Raw genomic sequence first — 17,692 nt, 5'->3', positions numbered from 1 at the left:
ATATGCCAATAAATATTCCTAATATCTTAACGCTTCTCAGAATACTTCTTACCCCTTTATTCGTTATTTTTCTGCTGAAGCATCTTTATTTTTCTGCGATGATTGTTTTTACCCTTGCAGGTATCAGCGATGGCCTGGACGGCTTTATTGCAAGGTATTTAAATCAGCGCACAACTTTAGGGGCTTATCTGGATCCCATTGCAGACAAGCTTTTGTTAACTGCGGCTTATGCATCGCTTGCGATTTTAAATATTATTCCACCGTGGCTTGCGGTGATCGTAATCAGCCGAGATGTTTTAATAGCTATCGGAATGTTTATTTTTGCAATGACAAACATACGAGTCGAGATTAAACCGAGCATTGTCAGCAAATGTACCACGGCAGCGCAGCTAGTGACAGTGTTTCTTACTCTCCTTCAAACAGAAATTCACGGGGTTTCAGCAATCACATATGCACTTTACTGGTTAACAGCAGTGCTGACGATCATGTCCGGTTTGCATTATGTTTACAAGGGACTAAATATTGTTCAGAATGCCTCGTCAAACAACCATACAGAGTAAACAAACCGACCACGCAAATTTCCCGCTTTGGTTCGCAATTGCTTCTTTTGTCTGACGCAATATGGTGACAGGTCACACCTCTTAAATTCCAGGTTTTAAAAAGGATTATTTCCCATTCACCACTTGAAACCCGCAACTTCTGTGCAATTATCAAACCAATAAGCCAAGAAAACGCACTATTGATAAAGATAAATGTGGCAGGAAGGTCAATTTGCCTTGACAGTAAAATAGGCCGGTGATATCAGAATAAAAAACTCACAGGCACGTAGCTCAGGGGGAGAGCGCTACCCTGACACGGTAGAGGTCGGTGGTTCAAATCCACTCGTGCCTACCAGAGAATTCAAAGGGGTTACGGTATTGGCTGTGGCCCTTTTTTATCTGGCCATCATTTCAATATTGTATCTCTTTTCGGGCTCATCATTATTTGATATTCCGGCAAAATCCTTTTCTTAAAATTGTCCCTTCGGCTTTTCCCAATGTGGGGGGACAAATGAACTCAGAAATTTAAAAATAAGGATTCATGGAGCTATATAGGAGACTATTATGAGACGAAACGGATATTTATGGGAGATGTATTAAATATTTTAATAGTAAATTTAATGATGAGAAAATTAGCGGTTTTTTGGGGTTTTTGGGCTGTTTTTTGCAGATAAATTCAGAAAATTGAAAGTAGAAAATAACAGCCATACTTACCTGTAGGTGCTTAAGGCAAGCGGAGCACCTGCCCGAGTAAAACATGAGGTTAAGTGATGTTTTAGTGCGAGGGAGAGGAATCGAACCTCTCTACGTTTCTCCTGGAACAGATAGTTATCTATTAAACAACGCTAATCTCTCATTTGGGTTGGAAGTGTCCCACCAAGGCCCCGCAGAAACGCCACCCCGCACCAAATGCATGAAAAAAGCACGAATGAGTTTTCCATAAACACCTCCACGATGAATTTAATCAAGGTTTTAATGCTCATTTCCAACCCAAACAAGATACTCACGCTGAGTTCAATCCCTACCCTTATATCCAAGCCGGTAAATTCAATTAAATAGGTTCGCCTGTTGCTGCTTTATCACAACGAGGGCATTTGCGAATATGTGCATCACAGCTATTGCATCCATATTTATGCCCACAATGAGTACACTTCATATGCCAAATAGTAGCATAGGGATGGGTAGTGCTCTTTTTATCAGTTTTCATTACAAGGCATTGCTTATTCTTGTTTTTTTCACCAATTCTCATATCTCTCCTATTTGGCACTAAACTATTTATTCTAAAGTTTTCTCGGTAAGTCATGAAAATCGAACTTAGCGAGAATTTCAGTTAAGCTATTTTTTGCATGTAAACTCAGAAAATTAAAAGAAGAAAATAACGCTGCGGTTCACTTGGCGCAGGGGTTTCCAGCAAACTCTCAAAATACCAGTTATTTTCAAAAACCGAAAACCTTTCTAAGCGGCTCGAATCCTGCGATCAGGTGCAACCGTCTCGTTAGGCAGTTTTATCATGATATTCTTTTATCCATTTTTTGATTATGTCCAGGGTGGCTAATTCGCCTGATACATGAATTGATTTTTCTCCAAACAATTCTGAACCAGCAGCACTCTCGTAATTTATTCCGATAATTCCATACTCTTTCTCGGTACTCCAATAGATAGGTCCGCCACTAACACCGCTATAATCTATTACATCAGGTTTTTCTTCGAGTTCACTAAACATGTTAAATCGCTGAGTTGGTTTTCCATCACTCAGTTCTGCGACAATCGATACATGTGGCATTAAAATTCTATGAAAGGCTTCATTTTCTTGCTTTTTATGCTTTAACTTAGTGGGAAATCCAATTGCGATAGCATGGTGTAACTCATCCGGCATATCTGGAAGGGACTCTAATTTAATTGGGGCTTTGCCGATTTTTTTAATGTGCTCGGGGTTGATTTCTCGGATAGCAATATCTATTTGTGGTTGACCAAATTCCGGTGACGGCCTGACAAATCGATCCATGATAACATAGAATCCGTTGACCATAGTTCTCATTGTATGGCTATGTTTGCCATGCTCATTTTCTGCATTACGAAATATTTCGATTATGTGCCAACAAGTGATGCCGTAGGTTTTTCCGCCATATTCTATGAATGTGATAGTCCCGTTTGAAATCACTTCGGAGGGCTGTGAAAAAGTTTTTCTCCCACGGTCATCCTCAGTTAAATTTGGAGTAATAACCAAGGATGCACAATGAAGTGCTTCGTTGTTATTAAAGAAATCGCAGAGGGGAAAATCTTTCTTCATATTATGCGCACCTTGCGTTTATTGTTCATTGCTGGTTCAGCCTAACGTCGCGGCTTGCCGCTGGTTCGGTGATCTAAGATTTCGCTTAGTTTTGCATGCAGGATTTTCATTTGTGGACTATTTTATACTACCATTCATATGCGTAATCTTGTAACTCATCAATGTACGAATAAATTGCATCATGATAGTCGGCTATGTGAGATAGCTCGCTAAATAAATCATGGAGACTGTTTAAAACTCTAATATGTTCAAACATCACACCAGCTTCTTTTGGCAAACCGGTTTCTGTGAATAATTTTTCCGCATCCCAGACCCAAGACAGTTCCTGTATCCTATGAATTTTATTCTTATTGACTGGTTTCTTATGAATCAAACTCGGATACCTAAATTTAAAACTTTTCGGGTCTGCTTCAGTTAGCTCAGAAAGTATTATTTCAGCATGTTGAGTAAGAATCATTCTATCAAGTTCTGGAACCTCACCTATTTCGTCAGTATCCCATTTCTCCAAAATTGTTTTTAAATTTCGTTTATATTCGTCATATATTTTAGCTGGGGCATGTTCGGTTTCAATCCTTTCCATTTCGGTTTTATAGCCTCTCCTTAGAGGATCTTTAGTCAAATCTTCATACCAAGCTGCATAAAGGTAAAGCCCTTTTATATAAAGTTCGAATGCATGACGGCAATTGAAAAGCCAAGGCTCAAGAAATCCTACTCCAGCTTCAATAAATCCTTTTCCAAAACCTGCAAAATAGATGCACAAGGAAGCTCGCCAATATCTCTCAGCAAGCATAAAATAGCCGAAATCTGGAGATGGAAATACCCCTGTTGAAGCCGAATCAAACTGATCCCTATGGCTTTCCAATGGAGGCCATAACCTCTTAATCAAGTGTCGCTCGTGCAATGTAAGGTTCGAAGTGTCAATCTTTAGATCAGTACCATCCTGGATAAAGATTGTCATTTAGCGCTCCTTACCAAAATAGTCTTGTACCTGACCGAACATAGATTAGACGGCTTAATAGCCGTATTTAATTACGACTATTTGGCGTTATAAAGTTGAAAAGTAAAAACAATACAACATATTAGTGATTTAAACTGTTTTTTGCAAGTAAACTCAGAAAATTAATACAGCTCTATTTCCACCACCCCTTGTTTATATGATTTTTCTTTTCAGTTTCTGCAACTTGTTTTATTTTGTGGGCCGTATCGAGTAAAACTCCATAAAGGATACCACAGCCATCATCTTCCCGATCTGCGTCGCCTTTTTCAGCTATGCTGATCATGTCATTTACCAATTCTAAAGTTTGCTTAATATTTTCGTCACAAGGCTTCAAATTTTCACCATTTTAATCTTTTCGTGATTCCCACAGGTTCTACAGTAGTCTATGGTTCATTTAAATAATTTCCGGATTCGATAGCTTTGATTAATTTTTGGCGTGCATCTTCTTGAGAATCAGCTTTTACTTCAGGGCCTGCTTTGCCAACGCCAAGTTTTGGAATCAGTGGAGGTGGAAATCCTACTGCCCAGGCAACATTTCCATCAAGATTATAAAAAAAGGCATATTTGCGATCATCTTTAGTTTCATAAAAATCAAATTCAAGGCGATGCTTCATATTAATAGATTTCCTTTGTTATGTTTACCCATTACAAGGGGGATTGTATGCATCTATGAGATCTTTTTCTATGTTGGGTCTTTTTCCTTCATCAGACTCTTCATAGATGTTAATGCAATTCGCACTGTACATTTTAAAGCAAGTTTTTTTGTGGTGATTATCAAACCTTTCAGATAAATCTTCTGTTTCGCCTATATATATTTGATCATGGGAGCCGGTGCCATCAGCTTTTTCTGTTCGTCTGGATATATAATAAACCGCGCCAATGGCCTCAAATATTGTGCCATACGGATAAACATCGAATGTATATTTTTTACCAGAAACACCGATTAATGTGAGAGTTGCCATTCTTTTCATTTATACACCTCCTTTTTGGGGCGATCAAGGTAGTTTATTTTCAGGCATATTTAGACCACCTTAATAATAGTTTTTCGTATAATTTTAGCCAAATCTTCAAGATATCTTGCAAAAAGAAGCTTATAATTCTGATCTCTGTTTGACTTAATGAAATCGTCAATAAATACTTTTAGATCGATTAACTGTTGATCGTTATCTTTAATCAGCACCCCATCTTTTCCATCCGGATATCTCGGGGTTGTAATTGAAATAGAGTAGCCATCATCATAATCCGGTCCGTTATCAATAATGGAAACGACCAGCCGGGTTTCTGAATCGATGATATTTGTAAAGGTTTTAAGCTTAATTTTTCCTAACAGGCGATTAAGATCAAATATTGATTTATGGTGAAAGAATTTCAGCTTAGGCATTTTATTTTACCGGACACATAGTGGTTGAGGCGGATCAGCCGCTTAAAATAAAAAAGCTGCTCCGCCAAAAGAAACGAAACAGCCTCTAATTTATTTCCTTCGGCAGCCTGACTGCCTGTGCACCGAACTATATAACCGGTGTTTCAGGCTCAAGGGCTTTGCGTATCCGGGTCCCCCCGGATTTGCCTTTTCGAGAAATTAATACTTAATTTTCAAAAACTCTATCAGGGATGATGCATTCTGTCAATCTTATCCTCTAAAATAATATATATTTCACATTGCCCATTTACGGAACTAATGGTTAACATTAGATATTGATTCGCTACGATGGAATTCCAGCAAAAGCATTCTAATTTTTCGTGATTCCCAGAGGCTGCCCAGGAAGACGAAAAGGACACATAGCATCCAAACCACAAAAGCAGTATAAATAATCTTTACAATCAGCATAACCTGTACCCTGTTTAGGTCCCCAACCTCCGCTATGAACTTCTAATGAACACCTCGAACTGACTTGTCAATATATCAAGGAGCGTCCCGCAACCCATCGCTGTGCTGATCGGACCACTTTGAAGTTTCAACGATCTTAGCTGCTCGGCTGAAATGCTCTTATTTCTGGCTAAAGACCTGAGACGTATTTTATCTCTCAAGTTGGGGAGGTCGCTAATGTGATCCTCGTCGTAGTTAGTGACGAAAAAAATATCAACTTTCGAAACCCCTATCGACGGCAGAAAATCGGAAGGTCGATAATCATCTCGGCGGCCGCAGTCCCACAGCATGACGTTGCCATTCTGGTGAATTAAACTCGCACATGCACCATGTCCAACGTCATGAATAGTTACTTTCATCGTTCTGCCTCCTCATCGTTTCCGTTACTGGTGTTTTTACTCTCATTCACTTGCATTATTCTTGATTTGAGGTATGCAGTCTGCTTTCGGTATGATAAAGCAAATAGAATAAGTAGTACCAGTACAGCAATTATCAAAGAATGGTTGGATAAGAATGATATTTCTTGCTCAATATATTCAAAAAAACTCAGAAGCAGCAAGCAGAAGAAAACCGAGATCAAAGTTCGGTACATATTATTTGATTCGGACAACAACTCTATTTTGTGGTCAAGTTTTGAAGCAGTGATGAAATCGGTATAAGGTGCGAAGTGTATAATATGTGCCCATCGCAAGAATGGCTCGATCAAAAGAGATCCTACGCGGCTAATGACAATTCCGTAAAAGTAATAAAAAAAAACTCCGACAACATTATCATCTAATAACAGCGAGTTAGAGGTTAGTATAATGTCACTCATTGCTGCAAATAGGACCCCAGGAAACAAATAGTTGAATATGTTGTAAGAGGAGAGCTTTTCTAATATATCTTTCATGTGAATTTGTGTGACTCCTTTTATTTGCCTATATCCACTAGCATTAGATATTATTCGCTGGGAGAGAATTTCAGTTAAGGTATTTTATTTTTTCGCGATTCCCAGAGGCTTTCCAGGAGGGCAAAAAAGAAACTTAGTTGCCATACCAGGAAAGCGGTGTAAATAATCTTTACAATCAGCATAACCTGCACCCTGTTTAGGTCTTGAACCTCCGCTATAAACTTCTAGTGAACGCCTCGAACCGACTTGTCAATATATCAAGGAACGTCCCGCAACCCTATAAATTCTCCTTCAACCACTCACTATTCTTTTCACCATAGGTGTTCCACCAGGCAGCATGAGTACCTGACCGAACCACAAAAAGTCGGTCCTGATCAACCAAGCCTCCCTTAAGATAATCTATTATTTGCGCTGGTTTTTGGTCTGTAATAATTGCCCAACAATTATCATGGATTGGACAATAACTCTTATAACTCTGTAGTTTTTCTTTGAGCTCCACCCTTCTGTCGGTGTCATTCACTTCGAATGTGACTATATATGTTGTCATTATTGATTTCTCGTTTTTGGCTATCTAATTTAAGGCTAACATATTTAACTATATTTTGTGAGATACTGTATATATAGAATAACACTATCTATTTCACAGGACGCATGGCATCGGATGTTACGCTCCGGGGTAACATAAATCACAGTTATGTAAGTTGGAAAATGTTTTCTTCAATTTCGGTTCTGATCTCATCATTATTTATTTTACAACCTGTCTGTTTTGATAAGGTTGTTCTAATTTTGGAAATTACATCGTCTGTGAGGATTGCACCGATAATATTGTCGTAACAGAGCGCACTTATTTTTTGCCAAAGATTTTTCAGCAAATCTTTTCGTGACAACCCGGCTTTTGAAATTAAATAAAAATACTTTGCTTCATCATCATCAATGCCGTCTCGCAGATCTATAGTGAAAACAAGGTCTGCCTTAATTTTATCTTCTGTTGATATATGATAAAGCTGCCAAACAATAGCATTTGTCAGTAAAGACCATTTAATTCCGCTATAGGCACCATATGAGGTTGCTTGAAATATCTGTCTTTCCCTGAGAGGCATTCCAATTTTTTTTGCCTCAATAACCATCACATCTTTATCTTTTATTGATAGAACATAATCAGCCCTGCGTCCCTCTATTTTCTGCTCAGTTTTAATATCTTCCAATCTATATCCCAGAACTTTTTGCAGCATTTTATTAATAAGCAGCCTGGTGTCGCTTTCATTTTCCTTCTTCTCAAGAGAAGTGTTCAGTCGTGGAATAAAATTACTAACTTCTTGTTTTATATTAATAATATTTTCCTCCATAACTTCCAGTGCTGACCTTCGCTTTTTCTTAAGAGGCGGATCAGCCTGAAGTTCAATTATTTTAAAGATATTATTACACTTTTTACACCTTCCCATTGATCCTATCATCTCGGATTTTATTTTATATTTCTGTCCGCACTGTTTGTTAGAACATTTTGTGTACATACTGCCTCCCGGTGAAGCTATTGGTTGAAAAAGCATTCGGTTCAGGTTTGTGTGTTTTCAATGTTTATAGTCTAAAGCTACTCAACAATCCTAATCACAACGAACCAAATTAAACCTGCGATAAACAGAAACGCCCAGAATCCGTGAGGGCTGGCCAGAATAGCAACAACAGATATGAGAATTAATAGAACGGATAAACCTTTTTGCAATTTCAGACTGGAATTTTTTTTAACTTCATCATTTCCTTCCATTCCAACCTCCAAATTTAAAACCGGCATATTATACCATCATCCGGCCGGAAAAATCAATATTTATCATAAAAAGCAGTTCGCACTTAATTTATTAAAGTGCGAACTGAAGTGCGAACTAAAAAATTGAGTGCGAATAGATAAAATATATAATATTATTATATAGATGCGAAATTTTAAGGACAGGTATTAAATTTTTTAATACGAAGTAAGAATTTTAAAAAAAATGAAAAGTGAACAGGTTTTTCCGTTTAAAACAGCCTTGCGGGTTGGGGTTGACACAAGTGTATATTTTTCTCTAATCGGGTGTAATCGCTTTTAATTGGGAATAATCGGGAAAAGTGGTAAAAGAAGGGTGCTAAAATAAATCTAACAAAACGTGATTTTTTTACATTTATTTGAATCTTTTTTATAACACATTGATATTAATCTTAAATCAATGTTATCCGGTTCTTAGTTTTAAAAGCTCTTCCTGCCGTTCCGGAGGGTCTTCCTTTCTGATGTCTTCAGATTTCTTTATCCTCGTTTCCAGCGACGCCATTCTTGATTCCATATTTTTCTGGCGTTTTTTTGTTTCCTGTAGAAGTTCCAGATCGTCTATGGCTTGAGAAAAATAGCGGATGCTAACCTCCAGGGCTTCTTGCGTCACCTTGTGGCCACTTTTGAGCACCTTCCTTACCTTCTTCAAAAGCTTCGAGATCTTCGGATCGTCACACTCCACATCCCTTTCTTGGATCATTTCACCTTCACCGGTTATTAGCCATTTCTTAGTAATATTATATTGCTTAGTAATAAGTATCAAAAGTGTCATCGATGGATCTTTCTCAGCCTTTTCAATACAGCTAATATATCCCTGCGTCACACCTAAAGACTTGGCAAATAAGGATTGAGATAAATTTAGCGATGTTCGTATTTTATTTATTCTCTGGCCAATTTCCTTATTAGAAATATTTTTTTGCGACATAATATTACTATGATATATTTTTTTCTTGACAAATAATTACTCAGTAATATAAAATTTATCTAAAACTAAAACCTAAATAGACAAAGAGGATGAGTATGACACCCGACGAAATTAAAAATGATTTAAAAATAAACAAAATAACACAAAAGGCAATCGCTCAGAAGCTCGGCAAGTCGGAGATGCTCATTTCACTGGTGGTCAATAAAAAGGCCACCTCCGACGAGGCGATGCGAGAGGTGGCTCGGTCGATCGGTAAAGATAAAACGGAAGTCTTCCCGGAATACTATTTGGGGCCGAAACACCGAAGCACATCCAAGGTCGCATCCAAGGCCGCCTGATACAGAAATAAACTTTATTTTTGACATACTGCAAAAGGCCACAGAAAGTCAATGTCTAAAAAAAAGAAAAATATAGAGCACATACAGCGCACCTTCAATTTTAGTTTTGAAAAGCGCGTTCAAGCCCATCTGCAAGAAAAGTCGGAAATCCTGGAGACAATCCACACCAACAAACCTGCCAAAAACATCGAAAGTTATGAAGAAGCCTGTATCGAACAGGCGGCGGCCATCAAAAAGGCCGTTCGGCAGTCCGGCATGAGTCGGGAAGAGGTGGTCGACGGGATCAACGCCTATTTCGGATGGCATGCCAAAAAAGGTAAATATCTGTCCATCCACATGTTCAACCACCATCTGTCCAAGCCCGCCCGGTATCCCATCCCTGCACCGATGCTGTATGCCATCCACCATGTTACCGGCTGCCTTGCTCCTTGCCGGTCATTTGCGGAGGCGGAAGAGGGCGATGTAATCACCCAGGATGAGAAAAAAACGCTGATGCTGGGAAAGATGGAAACGGCTGTTTACGAAATGCAGAAGCTGAAACGGGAACTTAAAAAGGGAAGGTAACAGAATCAAATGAACGGCAATACAGTTACAGCTATGGAACTTTCGGAGGTTACCTGTAAAAGCGTTCGCTGGATACAAATAGCAGCTAAAAAGCAAAATTGGAGTTATAAATCTATCAACGGCCGTGGGGGAAAACGCAAGGAATTCATCATCGCAAAACTCCCTGAAGAAATCCGCATCCTATACGATAAAGCACAAATCGAAAAACAGGCCAAACAGATCACCATCCCGCAAGGCTGTAGGGTTCCGGAAGCGGTGCAACAGGTCCCTACCGGGAGGCTGCACGACCTTTGCCAGGCGCAGATCAACAATGCCCTGGCAAAGGCCGACCTGCTTAGGCTGTATGTCCGGGCGCTGAAAAAATCCGCCTGGGGAAACAAGAGCAAAGCCAGGACGGATTTTATCCGTGCCTATAACAGCGGGCTCGCCTACCCGAAACTGTATCAAGAGCTTGGCCGGGTGAGCTGGAAAACCGTCGAAGGCTGGAAGCGAACCATGCGCCACAGCGGGGACACTCTCAAACTGGCCGATGGACGCGGGTTTTGCCATCGCGGCCAGAGTCTAACCGAAGACCAGGAAAATATTTTATTGCGCTGCGCCTTGCAACCCAACCGGCCCAAAATATCGGAAGCCATCCGCCAGGCCCGGTGGATGATGGAAAACAAAAATATCCGCGACGGTTATTCGGATGCCACCTACCGGCGCTGGCTGATGTACTGGAAATCGCACAACTATCATATCTGGGTGTTTTCCCGCCAGGGAGCCAAGGCGTGGAATGATAAGTGCGCCTACTATATCGAGCGGGATTACAGCCTGATCAACGTGGGTGACATCCTGGTGGCGGACGGCCACGTGCTCAACTTCGAAATCATCAACCCCTGGCCCCCCTGTAAGCCTAAAAGAATGATGCTGATCCTGTGGAAGGACATGAAATCCAACTTTCCTTTGGGATGGGAAATCATGCCCACGGAGAATACCCAGGCCATCGCGTCGGCTCTTCGCCGGGCGATCCTGCGCCTGGGGAAATATCCCAAGGTGGCCTATTTGGATAACGGGAAAGCATTTAAAGCCCGGTTTTTCAAAGGTGTCGATTTCGATCAGGAAAATTTTACAGGGCTTTTCGAGCGCCTGGACATCAAAACGATCTTTGCCTGGCCGTATCACGGACAAAGCAAAACCGTGGAAAGGTTTTTCGGCAGTTTTGCCGAACTTGAACGCTGGTGCCCCACCTATACCGGCACATCCATCGATAAAAAACCGCCCCGGATGCTGCGCGGCGAAAAACTGCATCGCAAAGTATATGACAAACTGACCGGCGGCAGATGTATCACCTTAGAGCAGGCACACATGGCTATCGCGGCCTGGTTTGACGCCTATGCGCAAAGACCCCAAAAAGGGCACTTGAAAGGCCGGTCTCCACTCGATCTTTTTTTGGAAGGTAAGGGCGACGGCGTCAATCCGGCCGAACTGCAATATCTCATGATGAGTATAGAGGTTCGCACCATCCGGAGAAACGGCATCCGGCTGTTCGGTCAGAATTATTATGATCCCGCCCTTTACGGGCGCAAACACAAGGTGACCATACGTTACGATCTGCAGGACAAATCAGCCATATATGTGTTTGACGGCAATGGCGATTTCATCTGTGAAGCCAGGCCGGTGGAAAAAGTTCATCCTGCCGCCACAGTCCTGGGCAACGAAGAAGACCAGGCCAGGCTGGTCAAACACATTAAATACAAAGAACACCAGAAAAAACAAGCCGACGTCACCGCCCGGGCGTTTCTGGAAAATGAGGTTATTCCGGAACACCGGCGCAGGCTGGCTGAAATAGGAATCGAGGGACAGGTCGAAGGTGGAGGGCTGAAGGCTGAAGTTAAGAAGATCGACCTGTCCGGAAAGCTGACAGAGGCCGAGAAAAAGGAGATCCAGCGCAAGTATGATGAGCTGGTCGAACTGAACAAGGACATGCCCGCCGAGGAGCCGAAAGACGATTATATCCCGGAATCCATCGACGAGACCGCCATGATATTCCAGGAGCTGCCGAAAATGAACGAAATCGACCGGTATGAAAAACTAATCGAGCTGGAAACCCGGAATATCCTGATTCCCAAAGAGCATCGAGCTTTCATGACCTATTACGAGCAGACCGGTGAATATAAAATGTACATGGAGCGCTTCGAAGAGCACCGGGCACGCACCATGATGGTGTGGCAGTTGGAGAACGAGGAGGATGAAAGGGAAGGAATAAACGTATGGAGGAAATAAAAGTAAAGCCGGTATTTATCAAAACACGAAATGTGCGGAATTTTGAGGTGATGATGGACGGCCTGGAGCTGGGCGCGGGCGAAGGTAGGCTGGGTATGATATACGGCCGGGCCGGTCGCGGGAAAACCCGGACCAGCCAGTGGTACCATGCGCACAACCCCGGGTGTATCTATCTTCGGGTGGCCACCATCTGGCGGACCAGCGAGCTGGAGTTCTTAAAGGCGCTTTGCCGTGAACTGCGAATCAATCCGGCTCCATCCAGAAAAGGTCCGTGTTTTGTGGAGATCGTTGACAGGCTGATCGCCAACCCCATGCCGGTGTTTATTGATGAAATTGAAAAACTGCCCGGATCGTTTCTCGATCTGGTCCGGGATCTGTCGGACATGAGCACCGCACCGTTTATACTTATCGGTGAAGAAGAACTGAAGGGTTATATGCGGCAAAACCGGCGTGTCTGGTCCAGAGTTTTCAGGCGGATGGAATTTGGACCCATCGATGTATCCGACATCCTTTTGTATGCCAAAGACTCGACGGGTTTGAAGCTTTCCATGTCTGTGGCAAAGATTTTTCACGGTGCGTCGGAAGGTGATTTCAGGATCGTCAAACGGGACATGCTGGCCCTGGTGCAATATGCCAATGCCAACGGAACCCCTGACCCCACGGACCCTATTGCCAGGGTGGCGGTCAAGGCGGGGTTAAGCGGATAAGACATGAAAGTATCGGATAAAAAGTTTTACTGGCAGGAGCTACAGAGCAACGAGTGCCTGTGCGGCTACTATAAAAAGCCTGGTAAATCGTTTTGTTGGGACTGCTACAAAAGGCTGCCCAAACATATGCAGGCGGCCCTATACCAGCGCATCGGCTGCGGGTACGAAGAGGCGCTCGATGAAGCGGTGAAATATCTGGGTCTGGGTTTGGGTGAAGCATGAAAGAAACTTTTGCAGGTAAAGTCAGAAAAATTATGCAGGATCGCAAAGGGCGGGAAATCTGGATACAGGAAATTGCCATCGAGCTCGACATGGTATCGGATGCGGAAAAACGGAAGCTGTACAGAACGATTCTGGATTTGAAGCGTTCCGGTGAAATAGAACCGTTAAAAAAGGGTGCCTATATCTATAAAGGCAAAAAACAAAAGCCTCAGCTTCAGGAGGTGATGTGGCGGGTGTTGCGGGACCGCCGCAAGGTGACCGTGGACGACCTCATTGAAATGGCCGGAGCGGAAAAATCATACGTCAAAGAGTGGCTGCAGATGCTGGTGCGGCGGGGGATTGTGCGTAAAAATAAAAACGGGATTTACCTGATGATTCAAGATCCGGTGGATATGCCGAAAAATGAGGAAAAGGCGGAAAAGCTGCGCCGGATCAGGGCGGAAAAGAAAAAAGCCCTGGACGCCATAGACAAGGTGGTGACCCTGGCCCTGGAGGCCAGGATGGCGGTGGTGGAGATATCGGAAGATGCCGATCAGCAATAAAAAAAAAGCGCTCATCCATGTGGCCAAGGCAAAGATCGGAATGTCAGAAACGGAATACCGGGACATGCTGGCAGGTGTGGGGGTGGCATCTTCCAAGGAGCTGAATGCCGCCAAGTTTAACCTGGTGATAAAGCATTTTTACAAGTTGGGGTTTAAAAGACAAAAGGCGAAAGGCAGAAGAAAGCAAGCAGTAGGCCCGGTCAGCTCCAAAGACCGGCTGCTGGGAAAGGTGGATGCGATCCTGGCGGACCTGGGCCTGAAACGAGGTTATGCCGACGCGATTGCTCGCAATATGTTCGGCATCGATGCGGCGAGCTGGTGCAATGCGCACCAGCTGCACAAGATCGTGGCCGCGCTGATGTATCACCAAAAGAGAAATAAAACAGCACAAAAAATGCATGACGACGCATAACCCTATATTAGGAAAACACCATGAAAGAATTTGATTTGATGATGATCATTGATTTTTTAGAAGCCAATTATATGGCGTTCCAAAGCCACATTGAAAATATTTTCCAACTGGATTCTTCAGAAGCTGAAAATATAATTGACGACTTAAAAAAGGAACGCGAACGCTCACTTTTCTAATAAGCCACTCGACCTAATGCGGGAACCTGGAGACATAAATGAATAAACGACAAAGAGCTATGTGTGTAATCAAGCAACTAAAGGCTGGCGAGTGGAAATTGCGATGGAACCCTATTTCCCAAAAAGTCCTCACTGCCCATAGGAACGGCGCTGAACTTTGGTGCGGGAATGGAGGTTTTTTTACGGATATTGATGGTAACAACGTCTTTGGCTACTTGTGGCGTCATATAGTTTATTGGGTTGGAATACGTCCGGTGAAAAAAGAATTTGAGAAACAGCACCGGCAGGCGATTAAGGAAGAAGGCTAAAATTCATGCTGAGATTGTCACAACATTTCTGTGAGAACTGGAAAAAACGGGTGGGAATCTACCCTACCATAGAGGCGGTGCATAAAATACTGAAAGAGGGTGTGCGAATACAAATGGGAAGGGAGTTGAAGCATCCGGACGGCACGCCGTTCCGTATGCTGGCGATCTACTGGCACCCGGATCTGGATATCGTGGTCAAGATCGACCGGGTAAAAAATATGGCGGTCACGGTTTTGACCCGGGAGAACTTTAATGGAAATCAGAGATGACTATTTGGACAAAATTGAAAGCGGCATTGACCGGTTCATGAACTGGGTGGTGATTCCGGTGGCGGCTTTTCTATTTATTTTGCTGGTGGTGGCGCAGGTCATGCTGGCAATGGCCGGTTAAGGCGGAAGGTTAAAGATAGGAGGCTAAGGGCTTGCCGCGGCGAAGCCGCAGGCGAAGACGGGAGGATAAAATGTCACGAAAAAAGAAAATGACCGAGCAGGAAAAGCAATCCTACAGGACCCGCATCCTGATAATCATGGCCGGTCATGTGGGAAAGAGCAACAGAATCGGCATGGGGGAGTTGTATGAGCAGGTATTTGAGACCACATACGAACACCGGATCAACGACACCCGCCCGCTCAGAATATTGATTACCGAGCTGCGGAAAGACGGGGTGGCCATCTGCTCAAAACAGTCCCAAAACAGCGGCGGATACTGGCTGGCCAGTGCCGGGAGCGAGCTAACCAGTTATTGCGAAACGTTGCGAAAACGCGCCCTGGGAATCCTGGGGATGGAGGCCAAAGTCCGTAAAATGACGCTGCCCGAACTGGTGGGACAGCTGTCGCTGGAACTTAAGAAAGAATAGTTGCGGGTTGCGGGTTGAAAGGATTGAAAATCGTGAAGGAGATTAAAAAACAGGCGGATTATCTATTAGAGGAGATCGCTGAATGGCAGAGCAGGCTTGCCGAGGTCGAAAAGGAAATTGCTATCAAGATAGAAGAGATAGCCGGGAAATATCAGGATGATATCGATAGACTGAAATCGCTTATTAAAACCAGAGACAGCCAACTCAGGCGGCTGATTAAAAAGCATAAAAAAGGACTTTTCATCGACACGGCACAGGCTTCCATTCCCGGCCCGGTTAAGGAAATCGAGAGCGTTCGGATCGATCTGGAACACGGTGCGCTGCTGTACAGCGTAAAAAAGTGGGTCAAACGGGCCAAGGGTATGCTGGACAGGTTGAAAAAAGAAAAGGAAAAGAAGGCCATTAAGACCACGGAAACGGTCAACTGGGACGAGCTGGAGAAATGGCCGGACGATAAGCTGAAAAAATTCGGCACGGAGCGAAAAGATAAAGAGCTGTTCGAATACGAGGTGAATTCCCCGAAGTGAGACGCCGTGGAAACCTGCCCGAAATGCAAAGGAAAAAAGATGATCAAAAGGGAAAAACCTGCCGTGGCGAGCATACATTTCGAAAGGCAGCATCCACGAGAACCCTGTCCCGTGTGTAACGGCACGGGTAAGGTGAGCGGGAGGAAGAAAAAATGATGGGACCGGATGCCATTCATTTAATTTTGAAACAACTGACCATCGATGAGAACAACCGCCCGGTATGGCCGGACAGCCGTGGCGAAGCGGCCATAATTCTGGCCAAAAAAGCCGGAGAGGTGATTGAATCGTCGATAGAAAACCAGGACGCCCTGGAGGACGTGGACATCCTGCGAACAAAAGTCGCCCAGGCCGGGGCACTGGCCATGCGGTTTTTAATGCACCTGCCGAACCGATAAATGAGGATACGCTGATGAATAAAATGAGCAAAGATTTTTTCAGCAAGCCGCTCAAGGTGATAGACGCAGATGCGTTGGTTCCGGGAGATTTTGTTCATGATATTGCCGATCCGTCCAGCCTGCTTGATCTTGAAAAGCGCAGAGGGTTTGTCCGGAGTGTAAAACAAGAATCAGGTCAAATCAAATTGCGGCTGCAGAACAGGAGGACGATGTTGAAGCTTTCACCAGGAGTTAAAGCATTGATAACCAGGGCTTGCCACAGCGAAGCCGAAAACGGGAGGGCGTATGCATAAAACACTGATCACAGCGGCATTATTGATGGTTTTTGGAACCAGCGCATACATGAGCGTTTACGGCCTGGCGGCGGTGTTTGCCGGGGCCGGGATGGTGGCTGTCCTCATGGGCGCGGGCATGGAGCTGGGCAAGCTGCTCACCGTGGTACACCTGCACCGGAAATGGAAGGGTTTGAATTTTATCATGCGCGGCTTCTACATGGCCGTGATCGCCGCCCTGGTGATGATCACCTCGGTTGAAATCCTGGGGTATCTGTCCCAGAGTCATGTTACGGGGACCCGGGAGCTGAGTGCGGCACGGACGGCGCTGGTCGCCCTGGATCGTGAGGAGAAGATCCTGAGCGAAAGCATCAAGACCATTGATACCACCCTGGCCGGGCTGCCGGATACGTTCGTGACCAAACGCATTAAAGAGCGAGAGGCAGCCGGATATGGCCGCATGCAGGTCCGACTGGTTGAGATCTCAAAAGAGCGTTCGGATCTTGAAAAACAATGCATCACCGATCGGGCATTTTCTGCACCGGTGTTTGCTGCAGCGAAAACTTTCGGCATCGATCCCACCCGGGCGGCTTCGATTTTTATATTGGTTTTAGTGTTGGTTTTAGAGCCTCTTTCCATCGGGCTGGCGGTGGCGACATCGTCTGCATGGGGATGCAAAAAAGAACATCGAACATCGTAGCGCCAGGCGAAGTCTGGAGCGTTGGAATAGGTGGCGAAAGAGCCACATTTGAAATTCGCTGAAGGAGTCTAATGGGTTCAAAACCCATCCGGTAAGGGCTGTC

General features: G+C 43.8%; 27 protein-coding genes, 1 tRNA gene and 1 riboswitch. Of the genes, 18 read left to right on the top strand and 10 right to left on the bottom strand.

The features are described from left to right. Nucleotides 1–2: 2 nt before the first annotated feature. Nucleotides 3–560 carry a CDP-diacylglycerol--glycerol-3-phosphate 3-phosphatidyltransferase gene (gene pgsA / locus SWH54_00465; GenBank protein ID MDY6789723.1) on the top strand — a complete coding sequence of 186 codons (558 nt, stop codon included), beginning with the start codon at nt 3–5 and terminating at the stop codon, nt 558–560. A 259-nt stretch (nt 561–819) separates the two neighbouring features. Beyond that, a tRNA-Val gene (locus SWH54_00460) sits at nt 820–894 on the top strand. Between the two features lie 1,140 nt (nt 895–2,034). Here the strand turns inward: SWH54_00460 and SWH54_00455 are convergent. The 10 genes from SWH54_00455 to SWH54_00410 all read right to left on the bottom strand — a co-directional run bounded on the left by SWH54_00455 (nt 2,035) and on the right by SWH54_00410 (nt 9,305). Continuing rightward, a complete protein-coding gene (locus tag SWH54_00455) occupies nt 2,035–2,829 on the bottom strand; it encodes a hypothetical protein (protein ID MDY6789722.1) in 795 nt (264 codons plus the stop codon). Nucleotides 2,830–2,956: 127 nt separating this feature from the next. After that, complete coding sequence (locus SWH54_00450) at nt 2,957–3,787, bottom strand: hypothetical protein (protein ID MDY6789721.1); 831 nt, start codon at nt 3,785–3,787, stop codon at nt 2,957–2,959. A gap of 172 nt (nt 3,788–3,959) precedes the next feature. Next, a complete protein-coding gene (locus SWH54_00445) occupies nt 3,960–4,160 on the bottom strand; it encodes a hypothetical protein (GenBank protein ID MDY6789720.1) in 201 nt (66 codons plus the stop codon). A 49-nt stretch (nt 4,161–4,209) separates the two neighbouring features. Continuing rightward, on the bottom strand, nt 4,210–4,440 hold the full coding sequence (locus tag SWH54_00440; protein ID MDY6789719.1) for a hypothetical protein: 231 nt from the start codon (nt 4,438–4,440) through the stop codon (nt 4,210–4,212). Between the two features lie 24 nt (nt 4,441–4,464). Further along, the gene (locus SWH54_00435; GenBank protein MDY6789718.1) at nt 4,465–4,797 is read right to left on the bottom strand and encodes a GIY-YIG nuclease family protein; all 333 of its coding nucleotides are present in this window, start codon (nt 4,795–4,797) and stop codon (nt 4,465–4,467) included. Nucleotides 4,798–4,847: 50 nt separating this feature from the next. Further along, nucleotides 4,848–5,207 (bottom strand): hypothetical protein, encoded by a 360-nt coding sequence (locus SWH54_00430; protein MDY6789717.1) that lies wholly within the window; start codon nt 5,205–5,207, stop codon nt 4,848–4,850. Nucleotides 5,208–5,305: 98 nt separating this feature from the next. After that, nucleotides 5,306–5,404, bottom strand: a riboswitch (cyclic di-GMP riboswitch). Nucleotides 5,405–5,686: 282 nt separating this feature from the next. Continuing rightward, nucleotides 5,687–6,052 (bottom strand): hypothetical protein, encoded by a 366-nt coding sequence (locus SWH54_00425; GenBank protein ID MDY6789716.1) that lies wholly within the window; start codon nt 6,050–6,052, stop codon nt 5,687–5,689. 1,222 nt (nt 6,053–7,274) lie between these two features. Then, nucleotides 7,275–7,928, bottom strand: coding sequence for a type I restriction enzyme HsdR N-terminal domain-containing protein (locus tag SWH54_00420; protein MDY6789715.1), 654 nt, complete (start codon nt 7,926–7,928; stop codon nt 7,275–7,277). 242 nt (nt 7,929–8,170) lie between these two features. Further along, nucleotides 8,171–8,344, bottom strand: coding sequence for a hypothetical protein (locus SWH54_00415; protein MDY6789714.1), 174 nt, complete (start codon nt 8,342–8,344; stop codon nt 8,171–8,173). A 439-nt stretch (nt 8,345–8,783) separates the two neighbouring features. Continuing rightward, on the bottom strand, nt 8,784–9,305 hold the full coding sequence (locus tag SWH54_00410) for a helix-turn-helix transcriptional regulator (protein MDY6789713.1): 522 nt from the start codon (nt 9,303–9,305) through the stop codon (nt 8,784–8,786). 95 nt (nt 9,306–9,400) lie between these two features. Here SWH54_00410 and SWH54_00405 point away from each other — a divergent pair, with 95 nt between their 5' ends. The 16 genes from SWH54_00405 (at nt 9,401) to SWH54_00330 (ending at nt 17,589) form a co-directional block, all read left to right on the top strand. Next, nucleotides 9,401–9,643: a hypothetical protein gene (locus SWH54_00405; protein ID MDY6789712.1), complete on the top strand. Its 243-nt coding sequence runs from the start codon at nt 9,401–9,403 to the stop codon at nt 9,641–9,643. A 51-nt stretch (nt 9,644–9,694) separates the two neighbouring features. Next, nucleotides 9,695–10,207 (top strand): hypothetical protein, encoded by a 513-nt coding sequence (locus SWH54_00400; GenBank protein ID MDY6789711.1) that lies wholly within the window; start codon nt 9,695–9,697, stop codon nt 10,205–10,207. A 9-nt stretch (nt 10,208–10,216) separates the two neighbouring features. Then, the gene (locus SWH54_00395; GenBank protein MDY6789710.1) at nt 10,217–12,472 is read left to right on the top strand and encodes a transposase; all 2,256 of its coding nucleotides are present in this window, start codon (nt 10,217–10,219) and stop codon (nt 12,470–12,472) included. Then, nucleotides 12,460–13,179, top strand: a complete 720-nt coding sequence (locus SWH54_00390; protein ID MDY6789709.1) for an ATP-binding protein — start codon at nt 12,460–12,462, stop codon at nt 13,177–13,179. Before SWH54_00395 ends, SWH54_00390 begins: the two co-directional genes overlap by 13 nt. A gap of 3 nt (nt 13,180–13,182) precedes the next feature. Further along, a complete protein-coding gene (locus SWH54_00385; protein MDY6789708.1) occupies nt 13,183–13,401 on the top strand; it encodes a hypothetical protein in 219 nt (72 codons plus the stop codon). Continuing rightward, on the top strand, nt 13,398–13,943 hold the full coding sequence (locus SWH54_00380; GenBank protein ID MDY6789707.1) for a hypothetical protein: 546 nt from the start codon (nt 13,398–13,400) through the stop codon (nt 13,941–13,943). Before SWH54_00385 ends, SWH54_00380 begins: the two co-directional genes overlap by 4 nt. Then, nucleotides 13,927–14,355 (top strand): regulatory protein GemA, encoded by a 429-nt coding sequence (locus tag SWH54_00375; protein ID MDY6789706.1) that lies wholly within the window; start codon nt 13,927–13,929, stop codon nt 14,353–14,355. Before SWH54_00380 ends, SWH54_00375 begins: the two co-directional genes overlap by 17 nt. A gap of 20 nt (nt 14,356–14,375) precedes the next feature. Then, nucleotides 14,376–14,531 (top strand): hypothetical protein, encoded by a 156-nt coding sequence (locus SWH54_00370; GenBank protein ID MDY6789705.1) that lies wholly within the window; start codon nt 14,376–14,378, stop codon nt 14,529–14,531. A gap of 38 nt (nt 14,532–14,569) precedes the next feature. Then, nucleotides 14,570–14,839, top strand: coding sequence for a hypothetical protein (locus SWH54_00365; GenBank protein MDY6789704.1), 270 nt, complete (start codon nt 14,570–14,572; stop codon nt 14,837–14,839). Nucleotides 14,840–14,844: 5 nt separating this feature from the next. After that, a complete protein-coding gene (locus SWH54_00360) occupies nt 14,845–15,108 on the top strand; it encodes a hypothetical protein (GenBank protein MDY6789703.1) in 264 nt (87 codons plus the stop codon). Beyond that, a complete protein-coding gene (locus tag SWH54_00355) occupies nt 15,092–15,229 on the top strand; it encodes a hypothetical protein (GenBank protein MDY6789702.1) in 138 nt (45 codons plus the stop codon). The genes SWH54_00360 and SWH54_00355 overlap by 17 nt, the downstream gene beginning before the upstream one ends. Nucleotides 15,230–15,299: 70 nt before the next feature. Continuing rightward, on the top strand, nt 15,300–15,695 hold the full coding sequence (locus tag SWH54_00350) for a hypothetical protein (protein ID MDY6789701.1): 396 nt from the start codon (nt 15,300–15,302) through the stop codon (nt 15,693–15,695). A gap of 32 nt (nt 15,696–15,727) precedes the next feature. After that, nucleotides 15,728–16,222 carry a host-nuclease inhibitor Gam family protein gene (locus SWH54_00345; GenBank protein ID MDY6789700.1) on the top strand — a complete coding sequence of 165 codons (495 nt, stop codon included), beginning with the start codon at nt 15,728–15,730 and terminating at the stop codon, nt 16,220–16,222. 152 nt (nt 16,223–16,374) lie between these two features. Next, on the top strand, nt 16,375–16,617 hold the full coding sequence (locus tag SWH54_00340) for a hypothetical protein (protein MDY6789699.1): 243 nt from the start codon (nt 16,375–16,377) through the stop codon (nt 16,615–16,617). Between the two features lie 14 nt (nt 16,618–16,631). Beyond that, nucleotides 16,632–16,910 (top strand): hypothetical protein, encoded by a 279-nt coding sequence (locus SWH54_00335; protein MDY6789698.1) that lies wholly within the window; start codon nt 16,632–16,634, stop codon nt 16,908–16,910. Continuing rightward, a complete protein-coding gene (locus tag SWH54_00330; GenBank protein ID MDY6789697.1) occupies nt 16,903–17,589 on the top strand; it encodes a hypothetical protein in 687 nt (228 codons plus the stop codon). The genes SWH54_00335 and SWH54_00330 overlap by 8 nt, the downstream gene beginning before the upstream one ends. Nucleotides 17,590–17,692 lie beyond the last annotated feature (103 nt).

Source organism: Thermodesulfobacteriota bacterium (assembly GCA_034189135.1).
Lineage (GTDB): Bacteria > Desulfobacterota > Desulfobacteria > Desulfobacterales > JAUWMJ01 > JAUWMJ01.
The sequence above is the reverse complement of the archived record's forward strand: the minus strand, read 5'-3'. Positions and strand labels throughout refer to the sequence as shown.